We start from the raw sequence: 16,958 nt of genomic DNA, 5'->3' as shown, positions 1-16,958 counted from the left end.
ATTGATGGTCATGCAAACATTCAAGAATTCTTCCGCAGGCGCCATCGTCCTTTCGATCGCGGACCGCATCATCGAAAACCGCGCCTATCTGAGCGAGATCGACGGCAAGATCGGCGACGGCGACCACGGGGTGAACATGGCCAAGGGCTTTGGCATGGCCGTGGAGCGGCTAACGGGCAAGGACGCTTCGCTCAGCGAGGGCCTCGACACGCTCGGCACGCTGCTGATGACCGAAATCGGCGGCTCGATGGGTCCACTCTACGGCGTCATGTTCACGGAATTCGCCGAAAGGCTAGAAGGCAAGACCGATATCAATGCGGCTACCTTCAGCCAGATGTTGCATGCCGGTCTTGAAGGCATTCAATCGATCGGCTCCGCCAAGGTCGGCGACAAAACGCTGCTCGATACGCTGGTTCCGGCGATTGAAGCCTTCGATGCCGCCAACAGCGCCGGAAAGTCCTTTGCCGATGCGTTGGCTGTGCTAATCGAGGCAGCGGAAAAAGGTCGTGACTCCACCATCAATCTCGTGGCGAAGATCGGGCGTGCCAGCCGTCTCGGCGAGCGCTCGCTCGGCATTCTCGACGCCGGAGCAACCTCCTGCGCGCTGATCCTCAAGGAACTCGCGCTCGGCGCCACCGCCCGGCTCCAGGAAAGCTGAGGCCTCACGCCTGCCGAACGATCCCAGGGCGGTGCGATCCGCTTTTCCCTCGGCGGATCGCACCGGACCGCAGCCGAAAATGGCATTGCAATGCAGCGGCATTGACTGCATCTTCGCGATCCCTAGAGCGGGAGTTCAGTTCAGACGCATGGCGACAAAGTCACAACAGGCCCGCAAGGGCGGGGCAGCCAAGGCAGAGGCGGCACCGGCGCCTGACCGCATGCCGCTTCGCTATGGCGATGACCCCTATGTCTGGGCTTGCTGGCTCTATTATGAAGAGGACATGACCCAAGGCGATATCGCCGATGTGATGGGCATCTCGCGCGCCACGGTGAACAGCTATCTGGCCGATGCCAGGGCGCGCGGCATCGTCAACATCGCCATCGAGCCCGCTCGGCTCGCCTCCCTGACAGTCGCGCAGGAACTCAAGCGCCATTTCGGCCTGGACGACTGTCTTGTCGTGCCGAGCGACGACACGGCGCGGCCGCTCATCGACCGGATCGGCGCCGCCGGCGCGCAGGCACTGCAGCGGCTGATCAAGTCGGGCGATACGATCGCGGTCTCTTGGGGGCGGACCGTGCTTGCGATCGGCGAGCGCGCCTCCGTCCGCGACTTGCAGGATGTCACCGTCGTCCAAGCGACCGGCGGAACGCGGGCGACTTTCGCCTATACGCCAGAGCTTTGCGCCGCCGCGGTCGCCGAGGCAGTCAACGGCAGGTTGATCGGCATATCCGCGCCGGCCATCGTCTCGACGAGCGCTGTGCGTGATGCCTTGCTGCAGGAGCCGCTGATCAGCGATCAGTTTCAGCACCTCGTCGGCGCGAACAAGGCGATCTTCGGCATTGCCTCCCTGCGCCCGAATTCGACCATTCACACCAGCGGCTTCTTCGAATCCGTCACCCTGCAAGAATATCTGGCGAAGGGCGCTGTCGGCGTCATCGCCGGCCGATTCATCGATGGGCAAGGTCGTCCTATCGTCGGCCCGCTCGAAGACAGGACCATCGGCATTTCGCTGGAGATGCTGAAGAACGTCGACGTGCGGATCGCGGCGGCTGGCGGTTTCGACAAGGTGCCGGCAATCCTTGCCGCCCTCCGCGGCGGCTATGTCAGCGTGCTGATCACGGACGCGGCCACCGGCCGCGGTATCCTGAATGCCGATGGCGTCACCGAGGTCAACCAGCGGCCGCCGCAGCGGCTGCGGGACGAGGCCAATGTGGCCCAGCCGCGAAGCGCCGCCCGAACCTATATCAAAAAGTTCCTCAACGACCCGGACCATGCGGTGGAAGAAATGCTCAATGGCATCGTTCGGGCGCATCGGAAGTATCTGGCGCCGGTCGATCGATCGAACCGCGCGCTGAAGGCCAAGGTCGGGCCGAGGCCGGGCAAAGTGGGACTGGTGGTCGGCGGTGGCAGCGGCCATGAGCCCTGCTTCGTCGGCTATGTCGGCAAGGGGCTCGTCGATGCGGTTGCGATCGGCAACGTCTTCTCCTCGCCACCGCCCGCACCAATCCTCAAATGTGCGCAGGCCGCCTCCAGCGGGGCCGGTGTGCTCTTCATCTACGGAAATTATGCCGGCGACGTCATGAATTTCGAGATGGCGGCGGAAATGGCGGAGGAGCAGGGCATACCTGTACGCACGATCGTCACCACCGACGATATCGCCTCGTCGCCGCCCGAGGATCGTGACGGACGGCGTGGTGTTGCAGGCAACTTCTTCGTCTTCAAGATTGCCGGCGCCGCCTGCGATCTGGGGCTGTCGCTGGAACAGTGTGAAGCAGCCGCCCGCAAGGCGAATGAGCGGACCTATACCGTGGGTGTGGCGCTCGAGCCGGGCTCAATGCCGCAGACCCGACGCCCCAACTTCGAAATCGGCCCCGACGATATCGAGTTCGGCATGGGCATTCACGGCGAGCCCGGTGTCATCAGGGAACGAATGATGATGGCCGACGACATCGTGGACCGCGTGATGGACCGCATCTTCCTGGAGATGAAGGTCGGCGAAGGCGGCCGCGTCGCTGTCCTGGTGAATTCGTTCGGGGCCACACCGCTGATGGAACTCTACATCCTTTTCCGGCGTGTCGAGCAGAGATTGAGCGCCAAAGGCATCGTCGTGGAGGCGAACTGGGTTGGCCACTATTGCACCTCGCTGGACATGGTTGGCGCATCCATCTCGATCCTGGCGCTGGATGGCGAATTGACCGAACTCTTGCATCATCCTTGCGAGACGTCCGCTCTGACAATCACTTAAAGATAAGATCGACCAGCTGGGATCGCAGGGTTGAGGCGGGAATTGGGAGGAGACCATATGCGGGAAAACGCGGCGCGGACGCTCCATGTGATGTTCAATCGGATATCCTCCGCCATTGCCGGAGAACGCGACCACCTGACCGAACTCGATGGCGCGATCGGCGATGCCGATCACGGGATCACAATGTCGCTGGGCTTCGCGGCTGTGGTCAACGAACTCGGAAGGGCGGACCTCGACAATCTCCCCGCTGCAGAGGTCATGAGATTGGCCGCATCCGCCTTTCTCGATGCGGTCGGAGCATCGACCGGCCCGCTCTACGCAACTGCCTTCCAAAGCGCTGCCGCCGCGCTGGAGGCCGAGCCTTCCCTTGATGCAACCGGGCAGGTCGCCATGATCGACGCTATCGCGAGCGGCATACGAAAGCGCGGCCGCGGGCAACGCGGCGACAAGACCATGCTCGATGTCTGGATCCCTGCGGCAGAAGCCGCCGCTACAGCCCAACAGCAGGGCCGAAGCATTTCAGACATATGGGCCGATGCCGTGGCTGCGGGGGAGGCAGGCGCCTATGCGACCCGCTCGATGGTCGCCACGCGCGGGCGCGCCGCAAAGCTCGGCGAACGATCGCTCGGGCACATGGACCCGGGCGCGGCCTCGGCCGTGCTGATCCTGAAGGCGATGATGCAGGCATTTGTCCATTGACGTATGTCGCGGACCACCGACGCGCTGATGTCAGTAGCCGACGCCACTTTAGATCGCTACGTGGCTGGCCGTTCCGACGGTCACGTACCAGGTCACCAGAACGCCGCAGATCAAGGCTCCCGGCAGGCTGCTCTGTGTCCGCCGCCAGGTGAATGTCGAGATGATCGCCACCGCCGTCAGCACAGGAATGAAATTGATCCCGATGATCGTCGCCAGCGGAATCGTCGGATAGAACGGTAATGGGTTAATGATCTGCCCCCTCATCCACAGGGCACCGTACTGGACGACCTCGAGTAGAACGAAGCCGAGCGCTGAAGCTCCGATCGTCGTGAGATAGTGCATCATCGCCGGTGTTCCGGGTGCGCCGAAATTGCGCTGAAGGACGTGCAGGCCGACGACAAAATAGGCCGTAAGCGGCGCCACGTCGATCAGCGCCGTCCGGAACTGGGCTCCGCTCGGCACCTTCAACGCAAAGAACCAGAAGCGGAAATCGATCTTCCAGAGAAGATCGACGGCCCAGGCCGCGGCATAGGCGCAAACCACGACAGCAACGGCGATCAAGACCGAGGGGATAACGATGCCCTTGCGTTCCTGGGATCGAGGCGCGAACGGCATCAAGGTCAACATGATGATCAGGTTGATCACTGCCCAGGCCATGATCTGGCTTCCGAAAGTCTGGGGCAACCAGCGCGAAGCCGGCAGGAAGTTGTCGCCAAACATGAAGGCTGGATAGAAGGTCAAGACCGGGATGAGGACCGTCAGCCAGAAGGCAACGCCTTTACCACGCACCGATGCAGCGACCGGAGCAGAGGGCATGGGCGTGGCGCTCAGCGCCGACAGGAACGGCAGACCCAGCAGAACATCGAAGACCCCGAGAAGTGCCACGATCAGGCCGATCAGTGCGATACCGGTGCCGACTTCCTTGTTGAACCAGATCTGGTCGTCGAGCGGCAGCGCCTTACCGCCGACAAGCGTCTTGCCGAACCAGTCCAGCGCATAGCCGATGGCCTCGTGGCTGATATGGTCGCCGGGGTGGATGACCGCCGGCTGCTGAAGTACGCGTCCCGTTCCGGCGGCAATGTCGCCATAGACCTTGCCGATCTCGATCGGCTCCGAAACGCCGAACACTGCCTGAACTTTGGGTGTGGCAGCGAGTGCCTTCGGCTTGGGCGAACCCCACATCAGCAGGGAAAACTCGTCATATTGCGAGAACACGACCGCCAGATTACGCGGCCAGGACGGCGTTCCCTCCTTGGCAAAGGGCGCGCCGGTCGATGACCCCTCCAGCACCACCGCCTTATAGGCGTCAGGCATGGCGGCAGCGGCAGCAAGCACGGTCCACCCGCCCATGGAATGCCCTTCAAGGCCGATATTGTCCTTGTCGACATAAGGCAGACTGCGCAGATAATTAAGTCCGTCAGGACCTCCGAACCCATCCGCGAAAGCCGGTCCATCGCTGTAGCCATGGCCACGCTGATCAAGGGCAACCACCACATAGCCGCGACGCGCGAATTCGATCGCGAAGCCGTCTTGTGTCTCGCGTGAATTGAAATAGCCATGAACCGCCAGAATGCCCGGCGCGGGTGTCTTTTCAGTCGCGGTCGGCGGAATGTAGACAAGCGCGCTCATGGTCGCGCCGGAAGCGCCTTTGAACCGAACATCCTCGATTCTGATTCCGCCGGCTGTTTGCGTGAAATGCGCCAGAAGCCCGCCGCCGACGATCATCAGCAGTCCGACCAGCAGACCTATTCCCCTCACCTTCATGTTTGCCTCTCTTGGGTGCCCCACTTGTTTTTCCGCAAAGCCGCCACACCCCGACACTCCCTTTGCAGGGGCGCCCGGAGAGATGACTAAGCGGACAAACGATCATATGATTTAATCGATTGACCAAATCATATGATTGGTACTCGTTCGAGTCAATTTATGCTAGGAGATTCCTGCAGTAGGGATTCAGGAATATTCGCTGATTTCGGCAAACCAGGAAGCAACGGCTGACCGCCTCATGACATCATTGCGCGATATGACAAGCATGACCATGCCTGCCAAGCGGGCCACACGTCAGCGCCCAAACAGCGCTGGCAGGCGCGAACAGATCGTTGACGCGGCCCTCAAGGTCATGCTGGCGGAAGGCGTTTACCGCACCACGACCCGCAGAATCGCGGAGGCCGCTCAGGTCAACGTCGCCACGCTCCACTATCATTTCCATGACAAGGAGGAGATCCTCCTCAGCGTCATGGATCTACTGGTCAGGGGCTATCGCGCGGTGCTCGCGCGTCAGTTTGCGGAACCACAGCCGTTGGAGACGCGAATCGCCGATCTGCTGTGGTTCATTTGGGGCGAGATCAAACGTGCGCCCGAAGAACAACTGGTTCTGCAGGAAATGACGCTTTACGTTTTACGACAGACCGGCGTGGAGCATCTTGCCGCCGACAAAGACCGGATCTTCTTGCAGCTTTATTCCGATTCGCTTCGAACAGCTGTCGATGTCGGCCCCGACGAAAACGGGCGGATCGAACAACTGGCAAATTTCATTTACACTAGCTTCGTTGGAATTCTCAATCAATGGCTTGCCACGCATGACACGGACTTGCTTCGTGCCGCCACAGCCACGCTGATTCTAGCAGCGCAAGATACCGCCCGCCGGCTTGGACTGGGCTGTTAACGGCGCGCCACGGCCCCAGTCCCTCGGGAGAGTGATCGAGAGCAGGCCAATAGCAGTACGGATGGCGATGTCACGAATTTCAGGTGAAAATTTGTTGGTCGTCTTGCTCATATCGGCTCCACTTTCTCACGAGTTGGAACCTCCGGCAGACCCAGTGCGGGACGACTGCTTTCGCCCTGATTTCGCACGGGAGGCGGTTGACGGGACTGCCTGGAAGCTGCCATCCCCTGCTCGTATGGCCTCGTCAGCGTCGGGGTTTAGTCCCTCGCGCACCACAAAGCAAAGGTCTCAGATACATCTTCCAGGGGCGCCGCGTTGGCCAGGTAGCTTGGCTTCCAATCGTCGCGGATGAGCGCCGCGTGCGGTTTCTCTTCGAGATCACAATACCAGTCGATAATCTAAGCGAGGCGGACAATATGCATCCGGGATCGGAGTGCGCAATCGTTGCGATGAATGCAATAATGTAGAAAGAATTACTGCAATTGTTATCCTCAGTGAGCGGCGACAATATCTGGACATCAGACGAACAGAGCACCGCCTGAGCTACCATGTCGGTAGCAAATGATGCTTCCATCAAAGCGAATGAGGGAACCACGGAAATGACTACTATCACCACCAAGGATGGCGCGGAAATCTTCTACAAGGACTGGGGATCCAAAGATGCGCAGCCGATCGTTTTCCACCATGGCTGGCCATTGTCGTCCGACGATTGGGATGCTCAGATGCTTTTCTTCCTCTCCAAGCGCTATCGCGCTGTTGCTCATGACCGCCGCGGCCATGGTCGTTCTTCTCAAGTAACCGACGGTCATGACATGGACCACTATGCGGCAGATGCCTTCGCGGTTGTGGAACACCTTGACTTGAAAAACGCTGTTCATATCGGCCATTCAACGGGCGGCGGGGAGGTTGCACGCTATGTCGCCAAGCACGGTCAGAAAGCGGGTCGCGTCGCCAAGGCGGTTCTCGTTTCGGTTGTTCCGCCGCTGATGCTGCGGACTGCCGATAACCCAGAAGGTTTGCCAATGGAGGTCTTCGACGGGTTTCGCTCGGCGCTCGCGGAAAACCGCGCCCAGTTTTTCCGCGATGTCCCAGCGGGTCCGTTCTACGGGTTCAATCGCGATGGCACCAAGGTTCAGGAAGGTGTGATTCAGAACTGGTGGCGTCACGGTATGATGGGCGGGGCCAAAGCCCATTACGATGGCATCAAGGCATTTTCAGAAACGGACCAGACCGAAGATCTAAAGGCGATCAGCGTTCCAACGCTGGTTCTGCACGGTGAAGACGACCAGATCGTTCCAATCGCGGACTCTGCCCACAAGGCGATCAAGCTTCTGAGAAACGGCACGCTCAAGACTTATCCCGGCCTCTCGCACGGCATGTTGACTGTCAATGCCGACCTGCTCAATGCCGACCTGCTGGCGTTCATTCAGTCCTGACCCGATAGGTGGCCGCGGTGGAAACCTGCCGCGGCCACTGCACGAGAACCTTGTCGTGAAGCGAAACATGCGATGATGAAGCTGACACCAGATCTTGTTGCCTTGACCATCAGGGATGTCCGTGATGACGGCCCGGAGCCGGGGTTGACGCCGCTCTCTCGGGCAGAACTTGACGAGCTGCTCGGACGGATCGAAAGCGAGGCAGGCGATGATCCTCTTTTTGTATTTGCCTATGGGTCGCTTATCTGGAACCCTGAATTCGAACCAGCCGGCAGAGAGCGCGCCACCGTATATGGATGGCACAGGTCGTTCTCGCTGAAGATCGAGCGCTGGAGGGCAACCAGTGAGCAGCCTGGACTGATGATGGTTCTTGAGCGTGGTGGCCAATGTAACGGCATCGTCTTCGAATTGTCCGACGATCGACGGCAGGAAGCTCTGCGTGCGCTTATGGGTCGCGAGATCAAATATCGCGAAGTTATCGATATGGTCCGATGGCTCCCGGTGCGAACCAAGGCGGGTGTTCGCAAAGCCCTGACGTTTTGGGCAAGCACGAAGCGTATTGGTTTGACAAAGCCTCTCCCGGCAGAACAGGCATCTTTTCTCATCGCAAGAGCCTGTGGGCAAGGCGGCTCTTGTGCCGAGTATCTTCACAACACGATTGTCGATCTTTGCGCTGAAGGCATTTATGACCGTAATTTGTGGCGTATGCAGGCTTTGGTCGCCGAAGAAATAGTTGACCTACACGGCAAGTGAGAGCCCGCGTTTCGTGTAGCGCGTCGAAGAGAAGCCCGGCTTCTAATCCAACCTCAGCATATGAGCTGCGACCTGCTCTTCGAAGAACTTCGAAAACGAGGCAATGCGGGGTGGTAAAGCCTGATAGGGTGGATAGTAAAGCGTCAGCCAGAGATCGGCCGGCGCCCATCCGCGCAGTACGTGAACCAGGCGACCGGTTCTCAGGTGCTCCGAAACATGGAAGCCCGGCAGCATCGCCACGCCCGCTCCATCGGCGGCCATGTCCGCAAGAATTTCGCCATTATTGGCGCTGAACGCCCGGCCCGCAGAGATTGTCATACTCGACACGCCATCCGACAGTACCCAGTTCTCGCCGCGGCTTTCGTCGCTATAGGCAAGGCAATCATCCGACGTCAACTCGCTCGGATGCCGCATTTCGGCATACCGGCTTGCCGGTGCTGCGACGAGAATGCGGGGAACTACACGGATCTTGCGCCAGATCGTGAACTTGTCGGACGGTTGGGACGAGATGCGAATTGCCAGGTCGTAGTCATCGTCCACAATGTTCACGAGCCCGTCGGACAAGGAAATCTCAAAGCTGATTTTCGGGTTAAGTCGTCGAAATCCGGAAAGGATTGGTGGTAATACCGCCTTGCCGAACCAGGTCGGCGCGCTGATCCGCAAGCATCCCTGGTCGGCCTTATGAGCATTGCGAACGTCTTTGCGGGCATTTTCGAGCGCCTCGACAGCCGGCTTGATCTGTGCGGCGAACACCGCCCCATCGGTCGTCAGCGATACCTGACGAGTGGTGCGTACAAAAAGCTGCACACCAAGATCGTCTTCAAGCGCTGCGATTGCTCTTGTGACAGCCGCCGGGGTTAGGTCAAGCTCGCGGGCAACCTGCGCAAAATTGCGCTTTTCAGCAGCCAGCAGAAACGTTTTCAGAGCCTTATAGTCATTCATCTCATTATTTCACGAATTGCAATTCATCATCATCGAGTATTGCAAACAAGATTTGTAATCAACGGCGCTCGGGAATGTGTCGATCCGCGGAACGGCTTAAACCGGCCTGGCAAGAACTGCCATGCCGGCTTTTGCCGATGGTTGGCGGTGAGGGAAGGCCACTACTAGGTGCCGTTGCCTTCCAGATGCTGGCTATGCGACCGACGCAGATGACCCCAAGAAGGGCTATTGCGAGTATGGAAACCATTTGCAATCAAGATCGACTGGCCTCGTGTGTGTCGTTTAAGTGGGGTCGGGCGATTGATTATTGCGAGGCGAGCGGTGCATGGACTTCGGCAATATATCCGCCGGGAAACCGGAGGATCGCAGCCTGCCGCTTGTCCGATTGGTAAGGCTGAACCAGCACGGTCGCGCCAGAGGCGGTTGCCTTGGCGATGGTCGCGCTTAGATCCTTCACCTCGTAGCCGGTTGTCTCATAGCCATAGGGGTAGGGAAGATGCCCATCAGTCACAAGGACCGTCATGTTGCCGAAGTCCGATACGACGCGGACGCGGCGATAGGTATCATTCGGGCGGCCGATCTCTATGCCAGGCGCTTGGCTGCTGTCCGAGACAATCTCTCCGTGTGAAAAGGTGAGGAAGTCATGAACGAAGGCGTCGACGGAGTCCCTCGATATATAGACCCGGTTTTCCGGAACTGTGTCGAACTTTACATAATGCGGAGCTTCGGTGTGCCAATAAAGCTGCATGTTGATGCCGCCCGGCCATTGGATGATGGCATCGCGGCCGATCGGATCGGGGAAGGTGTCAACAATGACCGAGGCCCCAGCATTCCTTGCCTGGCGGATCGCTTCGTCCATATCCGTCACGAGATAGCCGGTGCGCTCAAGTCCGAAGGGGTAGGGGATCGGTGTCTTGAACCCAAAAAGTGACACCGCTCCAACGGGAGTTCGGACAAGCTGCGAGGTTGTGCTGCTCGGGGTCGGAGTGACCGTTGTGACGACCTGTTTGGTCGACGCGCCGCCGAAGGTGACGACGAAACTACTTGCAAAGGCATCCACATCAATCGCTGGGACATAGACATGGGTGGTGTCGTACTGGGCTCCAACCGCTACTCTACGGTCGGTCGCGTGGACTTGTGCAATAGAGGCAGCCAGCAGCGTTGCAGTGGCGGCAGTAAAAAAGAATTTCGATCCAATTGATGGGGAGGTCATTGATATATCCTGACGATCTGTAAGGGCAGTTTGATAGGGCTCGTTCCAGATGGCGTTTGTGAAGTGATAATGATGCCAAGTTCCAACCGCCGGCAATTGCAGCAATTATCTCGAATGCGTTGTCGAAACTGCAATAATTGGTGGCTACCGAAGAAGCGCGCCGCCCTTCCAAGATTGGCCGTGGATGGTATAACTTAAGATTGTGTGTCTCCAGATACATCCAACGTGCCGAGATGGGTGCATTGGAGAGAGGCATTCGATACTTTTGTGAAGCTGCTTTAGAAGCATAACTATCTGATCTATCGAGCTTCTTGTATAGGAACTGCGCGTTCATGTCCCATTAAGAGCGAAGAGCATGAGGCACAATGCCCCACACTTAGTGCGAGAGCCGGTCCTATCAGGCCGCTATCAAGTTCCGACATGGTGGATCCAATTCTAAAGGCGCCTTTATCGATGGGGTATGACGGCCGCGGGAAACGCCACCTAGGCTTCGACTTGAAAGCACAGCGCGGTCGACGGGTACTCAACTCTCTCTTCGAACACCCGCCGGTCCCGCCGCGATCAGCGTATCGATCCCGGAGAGGAATGTCGCCAAGGTCGGCGAGGGATTGTCGTGGCGATATCCCACCGCCAGATCGATTGTCGGCGGTTGTCCGTCGAGAGGGCGACTGACGACCGACCAGGGAAGCAGCGGCTCGACATAGGCCGGAAGCAGAGCAATGCCCCGAGTCGACGCAACGAGCGAAATCCCCATCGCAAAATTATCGATGCGATGAGACGGGCTGAAATCTATTCCTTCATTCCGAAGATAGTCGTCGACCACCGTGCGCAAAACATGCGGAACATCGGAAAAGCCGATGATGTTTTCCTTCGCCAGATCCCGAGCGGAAACGACGGCGCCGGACGCAAGCGGGTGGTCGCTCGGCAATATCGCGACAAGCGGCTCACGCGCGACAACCTGATATCTGACGTCCGGACGTGGCTCAACACGCAGGAAGCCAAGGTCGAGTTCGCCGCTTTGGAGCGCATCGGCCACGTCTGGCGAATACAGGCTAGACACCTTGAAATCGATTCGCGGGAGTTCAGCGCGCAGGATCTGCGTGACATGCGGGAGCCAGTCAACTTCCTGTCCCGTCAGAAACCCGACTGCAAACGTTGTCTTGGCAGGCCTTGCCGCGCGCCGGGCGGCGGCTGCTGCCTCATTGGCCTGACCGATTGCCAGCCGCGCATGGTCGAGAAACGCGGTTCCCGCCGGCGTCAGCGTGATCCCGCGCGGGTTGCGGGTGAATAGTTGTGCTCCAACCTCAAGCTCGAGATCACGTAACTGGCGGCTAAGAGAGGGTTGGGCGGTATGCAGCCGCTTCTCGGCGGCGACCGTGAGGCTTCCTTCCTCGGCGACGGCGATGAAGTAGCGAAGATGTCGAAGTTCCATAGCACCTATGCCTATCAGGTATCACTCCGGTACGCACAAAGTCTTTTTCAACGGAGAAACGCGGGCGTACACCATAATCCATCGAAGCAAGGGATGACGGCAAGGCATGGGAGCCAAAAAAATGGCTTTTCGTGAACGCTCCCTCCTTGCCTTCGGACACGCAAACAAAGGATCAAGTCATGGACACGAAAATCATTCTCATCACCGGCGGCATCTCCGGCATCGGCCGTGCTGCCGCTCTCGCCTTCGCCAAACAGGGCGACACCGTCGTCGTTGCCGGCCGCCGCGAGATGGAGGGCAAAGCGCTTCAAGCCGAACTCCGGGCGATCGGTGGTGAGGCGCTCTTCATTCAGACGGATGTCCGTCGGGATGGCGAGGTAGCCGCGCTCATCGACCAGACCGTCGCCCGCTTCGGTCGGATCGACGCCGCAGTGAACGCCGCCGGCACCGAGGGCCAGCCCGGCCTCATCGTCGACCAGACCGCCGAGAGCTACGCCGCGACGTTCGACACCAATGTGCTCGGCACACTGCTCAGCATGAAGCACGAGATTCGGGTGATGCAGGCGCAGGGCCACGGCAACATCGTCAATGTCAGCTCGACCTTCGGCCATCGCGGCGGCCCCTATGCGTCGGTCTATGCGGCCAGCAAGCATGCGGTCGAGGGCTTCACCAAGTCGGCCGCGCTTGAGACGGCCGGAGCCGGCATCCGGGTGAATGCGGTGGCTCCAGGCGTGACCCAGACCGACATGCTCGATCGCTTCACCGGCAATGAGGAGAACAAGGCTGGCCTGCTGTCGACCGTCCCGATGAAACGCGCGGGCCATGTCGACGAACTTGCCGGTGCCATTGTCTTCCTCGCCTCGGACCAAGCCGGTTACATGACCGGACAGGTCCTGAGCGTCGATGGCGGCAAGTCCGCCGGTTGATTTCCCAACCAACCCTCTTTCACGATTGGAATTTGCCATGACCGACCATACGCATGACACCGCCCCGACCCAGTTCGTCGAGGCCAATGGCATCCGTTTCGCCTATCGCCGCTTTGGCAAGGCCGGCGGCGTGCCGATCGTCCTCAACCAGCACTACACCGGCACGATGGACTATTGGGACCCGGCCGTGACCGACGGTCTCGCCAAGGATCGCGAAGTGATCCTGTTCAACAACGCCGGCGTGTCGAACTCGTCGGGCGAGACCCCGACCAGCTTCCAGGACATGGGCGCCAACGGCATCGCTTTCATCCGGGCGCTGGGCCTGACTCAGGTCGACGTGCTCGGCATCTCGATCGGCGGCTTCGTCGCACAGGAAATCGCACTTCAGGGCGGAGATCTCGTCCGCAAGGTCATCCTTGTCGGCACCGGTCATCGCGGCAACGACATGACGGCCAGCCGGTCGAACGCGATCTTCTCCGCCACCTATGACCCGCCCGAGCATCTCTGGCTGGCGGTCCACTTCAAGCCGACGGCGACCAGCCAGAAGGCCGGCCTCGCTTTTATCGAGCGCAAGTGGCGTCGCGGGGATCGCGATCCGGAAGTGAGCGCTCAGACCGTCGCCGCGCAGGGCGAGGCTATCGGCAAGTGGATCACGCCGGACGCGAACGCGCTCGATTACCTGAAGTCGATCAAGCAGCCCACGCTCGTTGTACAGGGAAGTGATGACGTGATGATCCCGACCGCGCATTCATTGACACTCCAGCAGAACCTGCCGAACGCACAGCTCATCATCTATCCGGACTCGGGCCACGGCTCGATCTACCAGTATCCAGAGCTGTTCGTGGCCCATGCCACGCTGTTTCTGGACGCCTGACGGCCGCGCGAACCGTACCCATAAAGCCACCCGATTAAATGGCATCCGCGCGAGCCCGCGGATGCCGAACGATCCCTCACGTCTCAAGGAGACCCAACATGACTGATTGCAAAGGAAAGACAGCACTTGTCACTGGCGCATCGCGCGGCATCGGTCGCGCCACGGCCATCGCACTGGCCAAGGTCGGCGCCCAGGTCCTGGTCCACTATGGCCGCGGCGCCGAGGAGGCCAAGGTCGTCGTCAAGGAAATCCGCGATGCCGGTGGCCGCGCCGAGGCGCTCGGCGCCGACCTTTCCTCCCCGAAGGGTCCGCACGACCTGGCAAAACAGGTCCGTGCCATCGTCGGGGATCGTCTCGATATCCTCGTCGCGAATGCCGGCACGTCGCGGTCTGCGACGATTGAGGAAACGACCGTCGAGGATTTCGACCGGCTTTTCGCCGTCAACGTCCGCGCGCCTTTCTTCCTCGTCCAGCAGCTTTTGCCGATCCTCGGCGAACGTTCGAGCGTGGTGCTCCTCTCGTCGCTGGCTGCGGATGCCGCAGTCGGCAACCTGTCGGCCTATGCATCGACCAAGGGCGCGATCGACACCCTCGTCAAGCACTTCGCCGCGGCACTGGGGCCGAAGGGCATCCGCGTCAACGCCGTCGCTCCCGGCGTCGTGCCGACCGACATGTCGAGTTTTGCCAAGACCGATCAGGGCCGTGAGTTCACGCTCGGCATACAGGCCCTGAAGCGCATGGCCGCGCCAGAGGACATCGCCGACGCCGTGGCCTTCCTGGCCTCTGACAACGCCCGTTGGGTGACCGGCGACACGCTGCATGTCGATGGCGGCTCCAAGCTCTAATCGCAACCTCAATCAGCAAGCCAATCGTTCAAGGACAATCATCATGATCGCCAATCTGAAACTCTACCAGTCGAACGGCTCGCCGAACTCGCGCCGCATCCGCATTTTCCTCGCCGAGAAAGGCGTCGAACTGACCCAGGTGCCCGTCGATCTCGGTGCCAAGGAGCAATTCTCCGAGGCTTATGTCGCGATCAACCCGCGCCGTGTCGTGCCCACCCTCGTGCTCGAAGATGGCACCGCGATCGGCGAGGTTCCCGCCATCATGCGCTACCTCGACGAGGCGTTCCCCGAGAGGCAGTTGCTGGGATCGAGCTCCAAGGAGAAGGCGCTCATCCAGATGTGGGAACGGCGGATGGAACTCGAAGGCTTCGCCGCGGTCATGGAAACCGTGCGCAACCGCGCCGCAGGGCTAAAGGACCGCGCGATTGCAGGACCGCATGGCTATGCGCAGATCCCGGCGCTCGTCGATCGGGGCCTGGAGCGGGTCCGTGACTTTTATGCGGACCTTGAAGCCCGTCTCGTCGAAGCGGCCTTCGTGGCGGGAACGACGCTCTCGGCTGCCGATATCACCGCTTTCGTGACGATCGCCTTCGCGACCGGAGCACTGCAACTTGGCATACCCGACGCAAACACAGCGACCCGTCGCTGGCACGATGGCCTTGCAGCCCGACCAAGCTTCTCGGCCTGACCTCATCGAAATCCGGTTCCGCGTTCAAGGAACATCTTCAGGTACGTATCATGTCGAAACTCTTCACCCCCATGCGGATCGGCGCGCTTGACCTCGGTCATCGCGTCGTCCACGCCCCAACGACTCGGCTGCGCGCGCTGCCGGACGAGACACCCAGTCCGATGATGGTGGACTACTATCGCCAGCGGGCATCGCAGGGCGGACTGTTCATCACCGAGTCTGCCCATCCCTCTCACGACAGCCGCGGCTACATCGGCGCACCGGGCATTTATACCGACGCGCACGTAGCTGGATGGCGGCAAATCTCAGACGCTGTCCATTCCAAGGGTGGGACGATCATCATGCAGATCGCCCATGATGGCCGCCAGAGCCATGTCGACCTCAGCGATGGCGCCGCCCCGATAGCACCCTCCGTCGTGCCGTTCGAAGGAAAGGCCTTCACGCAAAACGGCTGGGTTCCCGTTTCGCCACACCGGGAGATCGCACTCGAAGAAATCCCGGCGCTGATCGAAAGTTTCCGACGGGGTGCCGAGCGGGCCAAAGCTGCCGGCTTCGACGGGATCGAACTGCATGCCGCAAACGGTTATCTCGTCGACACTTTCCTCCAGGACGGCACAAACAGGCGCACCGATGCCTATGGTGGATCGATTGCCAATCGGACGCGTTTCCCACTCGAACTCACCGAGGCCTTGATCTCGGTGTTCGGCGCCGATCGCGTCGGCGTGCGTATCTCACCGAGCGGCACCTGGGGGGCGATTTCCGACAGCGACCCGCAGGCAACTTTCGGCGCATTCGCCGAGGCCCTGAGCGCATACGGCCTGGCCTATCTGCACATTATCGAACCGCGGGTGAGCGGCGTCGAAACAGTGCATGTAGGGCAGGCACCCGTCGCGTCTTCGTATCTGCGCAAAATCTTCAAGGGGCCGATCATCGCCGCTGGCGGATTTGACCGCGATGACGCCGAGTCGATCATAGAACGTGGTGATGCTGATGCTGTTGCGTTCGGTCGGTTCTTCACATCGAACCCCGATCTGCCGGAACGATTTCGCCGCAACCTGCCCCTCACGCCCTATGTACGCGAGGCCTTCTGGGGTGGTGACGAGCGAAATTATACGGATTTCTTGGCCTATGGCGTAGGCGATGCTCCCGCGTGATTGCATCCGCGCGATACGACATTTCCCCCATGCCGGGGCCTCTGGGTAACGCAGCACACTTTTCCTCTCGGCGACTTCGCGGTCGCCCTCGGGTCTTTATTACCGACGATCTGGTGCTTTCGACCGTTCAGCCTGGCACGCAGCGCGGTACAGTTCGCCCGCTCTTGTCGGTACCACGCTCGCTTTCTGTCCATTATGAAGCACATGATAACATCGGTATTTGGCTTCAATCACCCGCACTGGTCGTAAGTTCGAGTCCCTTCAAGGCGAGCATCTCGACAGTGGCGCTATACTATGTTCGAGAAATTAGTATAACGGGGATCACGGTGGGTGGTGCCTTGTATTGGAGTAGCGGAGGCGGGCAGAGTCCACTGGGTAAAAGTCGCCAAGCTTGCTTGCTGGTCGTAACTATACTAGATTTGTGAAAA

At 60.0% G+C, this 16,958-nt stretch carries 15 protein-coding genes; 11 read left to right on the top strand and 4 right to left on the bottom strand.

The window, feature by feature from the left end:
- Positions 1–10 precede the first annotated feature (10 nt).
- The 3 genes from dhaL (FHX05_RS24795) to dhaL (FHX05_RS24785) all read left to right on the top strand — a co-directional run bounded on the left by dhaL (FHX05_RS24795) (position 11) and on the right by dhaL (FHX05_RS24785) (position 3,605).
- Positions 11–658: a dihydroxyacetone kinase subunit DhaL gene (gene dhaL / locus FHX05_RS24795; RefSeq protein ID WP_183875161.1), complete on the top strand. Its 648-nt coding sequence runs from the start codon at positions 11–13 to the stop codon at positions 656–658.
- Positions 659–806: 148 nt separating this feature from the next.
- Positions 807–2,906, top strand: a complete 2,100-nt coding sequence (locus FHX05_RS24790) for a bifunctional sugar-binding transcriptional regulator/dihydroxyacetone kinase subunit DhaK (RefSeq protein WP_183875159.1) — start codon at positions 807–809, stop codon at positions 2,904–2,906.
- Between the two features lie 57 nt (positions 2,907–2,963).
- Positions 2,964–3,605 carry a dihydroxyacetone kinase subunit DhaL gene (gene dhaL, locus FHX05_RS24785; RefSeq protein WP_183875157.1) on the top strand — a complete coding sequence of 214 codons (642 nt, stop codon included), beginning with the start codon at positions 2,964–2,966 and terminating at the stop codon, positions 3,603–3,605.
- A 48-nt stretch (positions 3,606–3,653) separates the two neighbouring features.
- On the opposite strand, the gene FHX05_RS24780 is transcribed toward dhaL (FHX05_RS24785), so the two are convergent.
- Positions 3,654–5,369 (bottom strand): alpha/beta fold hydrolase, encoded by a 1,716-nt coding sequence (locus tag FHX05_RS24780; RefSeq protein WP_183875155.1) that lies wholly within the window; start codon positions 5,367–5,369, stop codon positions 3,654–3,656.
- A 265-nt stretch (positions 5,370–5,634) separates the two neighbouring features.
- On the opposite strand from FHX05_RS24780, the gene FHX05_RS24775 reads away from it, so the two are divergent.
- The 3 genes from FHX05_RS24775 (at position 5,635) to FHX05_RS24765 (ending at position 8,456) form a co-directional block, all read left to right on the top strand.
- On the top strand, positions 5,635–6,267 hold the full coding sequence (locus FHX05_RS24775; protein ID WP_183875153.1) for a TetR/AcrR family transcriptional regulator: 633 nt from the start codon (positions 5,635–5,637) through the stop codon (positions 6,265–6,267).
- A gap of 599 nt (positions 6,268–6,866) precedes the next feature.
- The gene (locus FHX05_RS24770; RefSeq protein ID WP_183875151.1) at positions 6,867–7,703 is read left to right on the top strand and encodes an alpha/beta hydrolase; all 837 of its coding nucleotides are present in this window, start codon (positions 6,867–6,869) and stop codon (positions 7,701–7,703) included.
- A gap of 75 nt (positions 7,704–7,778) precedes the next feature.
- Positions 7,779–8,456, top strand: a complete 678-nt coding sequence (locus tag FHX05_RS24765) for a gamma-glutamylcyclotransferase (RefSeq protein ID WP_183875334.1) — start codon at positions 7,779–7,781, stop codon at positions 8,454–8,456.
- A gap of 42 nt (positions 8,457–8,498) precedes the next feature.
- Here the strand turns inward: FHX05_RS24765 and FHX05_RS24760 are convergent, their stop codons facing one another.
- The 3 genes from FHX05_RS24760 to FHX05_RS24750 all read right to left on the bottom strand — a co-directional run bounded on the left by FHX05_RS24760 (position 8,499) and on the right by FHX05_RS24750 (position 12,043).
- Positions 8,499–9,398: a LysR family transcriptional regulator gene (locus FHX05_RS24760; RefSeq protein WP_183875149.1), complete on the bottom strand. Its 900-nt coding sequence runs from the start codon at positions 9,396–9,398 to the stop codon at positions 8,499–8,501.
- Positions 9,399–9,702: 304 nt separating this feature from the next.
- On the bottom strand, positions 9,703–10,611 hold the full coding sequence (locus FHX05_RS24755; RefSeq protein WP_183875147.1) for a glyoxalase: 909 nt from the start codon (positions 10,609–10,611) through the stop codon (positions 9,703–9,705).
- 523 nt (positions 10,612–11,134) lie between these two features.
- The gene (locus FHX05_RS24750; protein WP_183875145.1) at positions 11,135–12,043 is read right to left on the bottom strand and encodes a LysR substrate-binding domain-containing protein; all 909 of its coding nucleotides are present in this window, start codon (positions 12,041–12,043) and stop codon (positions 11,135–11,137) included.
- Between the two features lie 179 nt (positions 12,044–12,222).
- Here FHX05_RS24750 and FHX05_RS24745 point away from each other — a divergent pair, with 179 nt between their 5' ends.
- From FHX05_RS24745 to FHX05_RS24725, 5 genes are all read left to right on the top strand, one after another.
- Entirely contained in the window at positions 12,223–12,969 is a 747-nt protein-coding gene (locus FHX05_RS24745; RefSeq protein WP_183875143.1) for a glucose 1-dehydrogenase, read from the top strand.
- 37 nt (positions 12,970–13,006) lie between these two features.
- On the top strand, positions 13,007–13,843 hold the full coding sequence (locus FHX05_RS24740) for an alpha/beta hydrolase (protein WP_183875141.1): 837 nt from the start codon (positions 13,007–13,009) through the stop codon (positions 13,841–13,843).
- Positions 13,844–13,941: 98 nt separating this feature from the next.
- Complete coding sequence (locus FHX05_RS24735; RefSeq protein WP_183875139.1) at positions 13,942–14,688, top strand: SDR family oxidoreductase; 747 nt, start codon at positions 13,942–13,944, stop codon at positions 14,686–14,688.
- 43 nt (positions 14,689–14,731) lie between these two features.
- On the top strand, positions 14,732–15,376 hold the full coding sequence (locus FHX05_RS24730; RefSeq protein WP_183875137.1) for a glutathione S-transferase family protein: 645 nt from the start codon (positions 14,732–14,734) through the stop codon (positions 15,374–15,376).
- A 50-nt stretch (positions 15,377–15,426) separates the two neighbouring features.
- Positions 15,427–16,530: an alkene reductase gene (locus FHX05_RS24725; protein ID WP_183875135.1), complete on the top strand. Its 1,104-nt coding sequence runs from the start codon at positions 15,427–15,429 to the stop codon at positions 16,528–16,530.
- Positions 16,531–16,958: the final 428 nt, after the last annotated feature.

The sequence above is a fragment of the Rhizobium sp. BK491 genome, from assembly GCF_014194925.1.
Classification (GTDB): Bacteria; Pseudomonadota; Alphaproteobacteria; order Rhizobiales; family Rhizobiaceae; genus Rhizobium.
This window is presented reverse-complemented; position numbering and strand designations above follow the sequence as displayed.

Coding starts and splice junctions, on each gene's coding strand:
- dhaL (WP_183875161.1), top strand. CDS start 11: ATGCAAACATTCAAGAATTCTTCCGCAGGCGCCATCGTCCTTTCGATC.
- FHX05_RS24790 (WP_183875159.1), top strand. CDS start 807: ATGGCGACAAAGTCACAACAGGCCCGCAAGGGCGGGGCAGCCAAGGCA.
- dhaL (WP_183875157.1), top strand. CDS start 2,964: ATGCGGGAAAACGCGGCGCGGACGCTCCATGTGATGTTCAATCGGATA.
- FHX05_RS24780 (WP_183875155.1), bottom strand. CDS start 5,369: ATGAAGGTGAGGGGAATAGGTCTGCTGGTCGGACTGCTGATGATCGTC.
- FHX05_RS24775 (WP_183875153.1), top strand. CDS start 5,635: ATGACCATGCCTGCCAAGCGGGCCACACGTCAGCGCCCAAACAGCGCT.
- FHX05_RS24770 (WP_183875151.1), top strand. CDS start 6,867: ATGACTACTATCACCACCAAGGATGGCGCGGAAATCTTCTACAAGGAC.
- FHX05_RS24765 (WP_183875334.1), top strand. CDS start 7,779: ATGAAGCTGACACCAGATCTTGTTGCCTTGACCATCAGGGATGTCCGT.
- FHX05_RS24760 (WP_183875149.1), bottom strand. CDS start 9,398: ATGAATGACTATAAGGCTCTGAAAACGTTTCTGCTGGCTGCTGAAAAG.
- FHX05_RS24755 (WP_183875147.1), bottom strand. CDS start 10,611: ATGACCTCCCCATCAATTGGATCGAAATTCTTTTTTACTGCCGCCACT.
- FHX05_RS24750 (WP_183875145.1), bottom strand. CDS start 12,043: ATGGAACTTCGACATCTTCGCTACTTCATCGCCGTCGCCGAGGAAGGA.
- FHX05_RS24745 (WP_183875143.1), top strand. CDS start 12,223: ATGGACACGAAAATCATTCTCATCACCGGCGGCATCTCCGGCATCGGC.
- FHX05_RS24740 (WP_183875141.1), top strand. CDS start 13,007: ATGACCGACCATACGCATGACACCGCCCCGACCCAGTTCGTCGAGGCC.
- FHX05_RS24735 (WP_183875139.1), top strand. CDS start 13,942: ATGACTGATTGCAAAGGAAAGACAGCACTTGTCACTGGCGCATCGCGC.
- FHX05_RS24730 (WP_183875137.1), top strand. CDS start 14,732: ATGATCGCCAATCTGAAACTCTACCAGTCGAACGGCTCGCCGAACTCG.
- FHX05_RS24725 (WP_183875135.1), top strand. CDS start 15,427: ATGTCGAAACTCTTCACCCCCATGCGGATCGGCGCGCTTGACCTCGGT.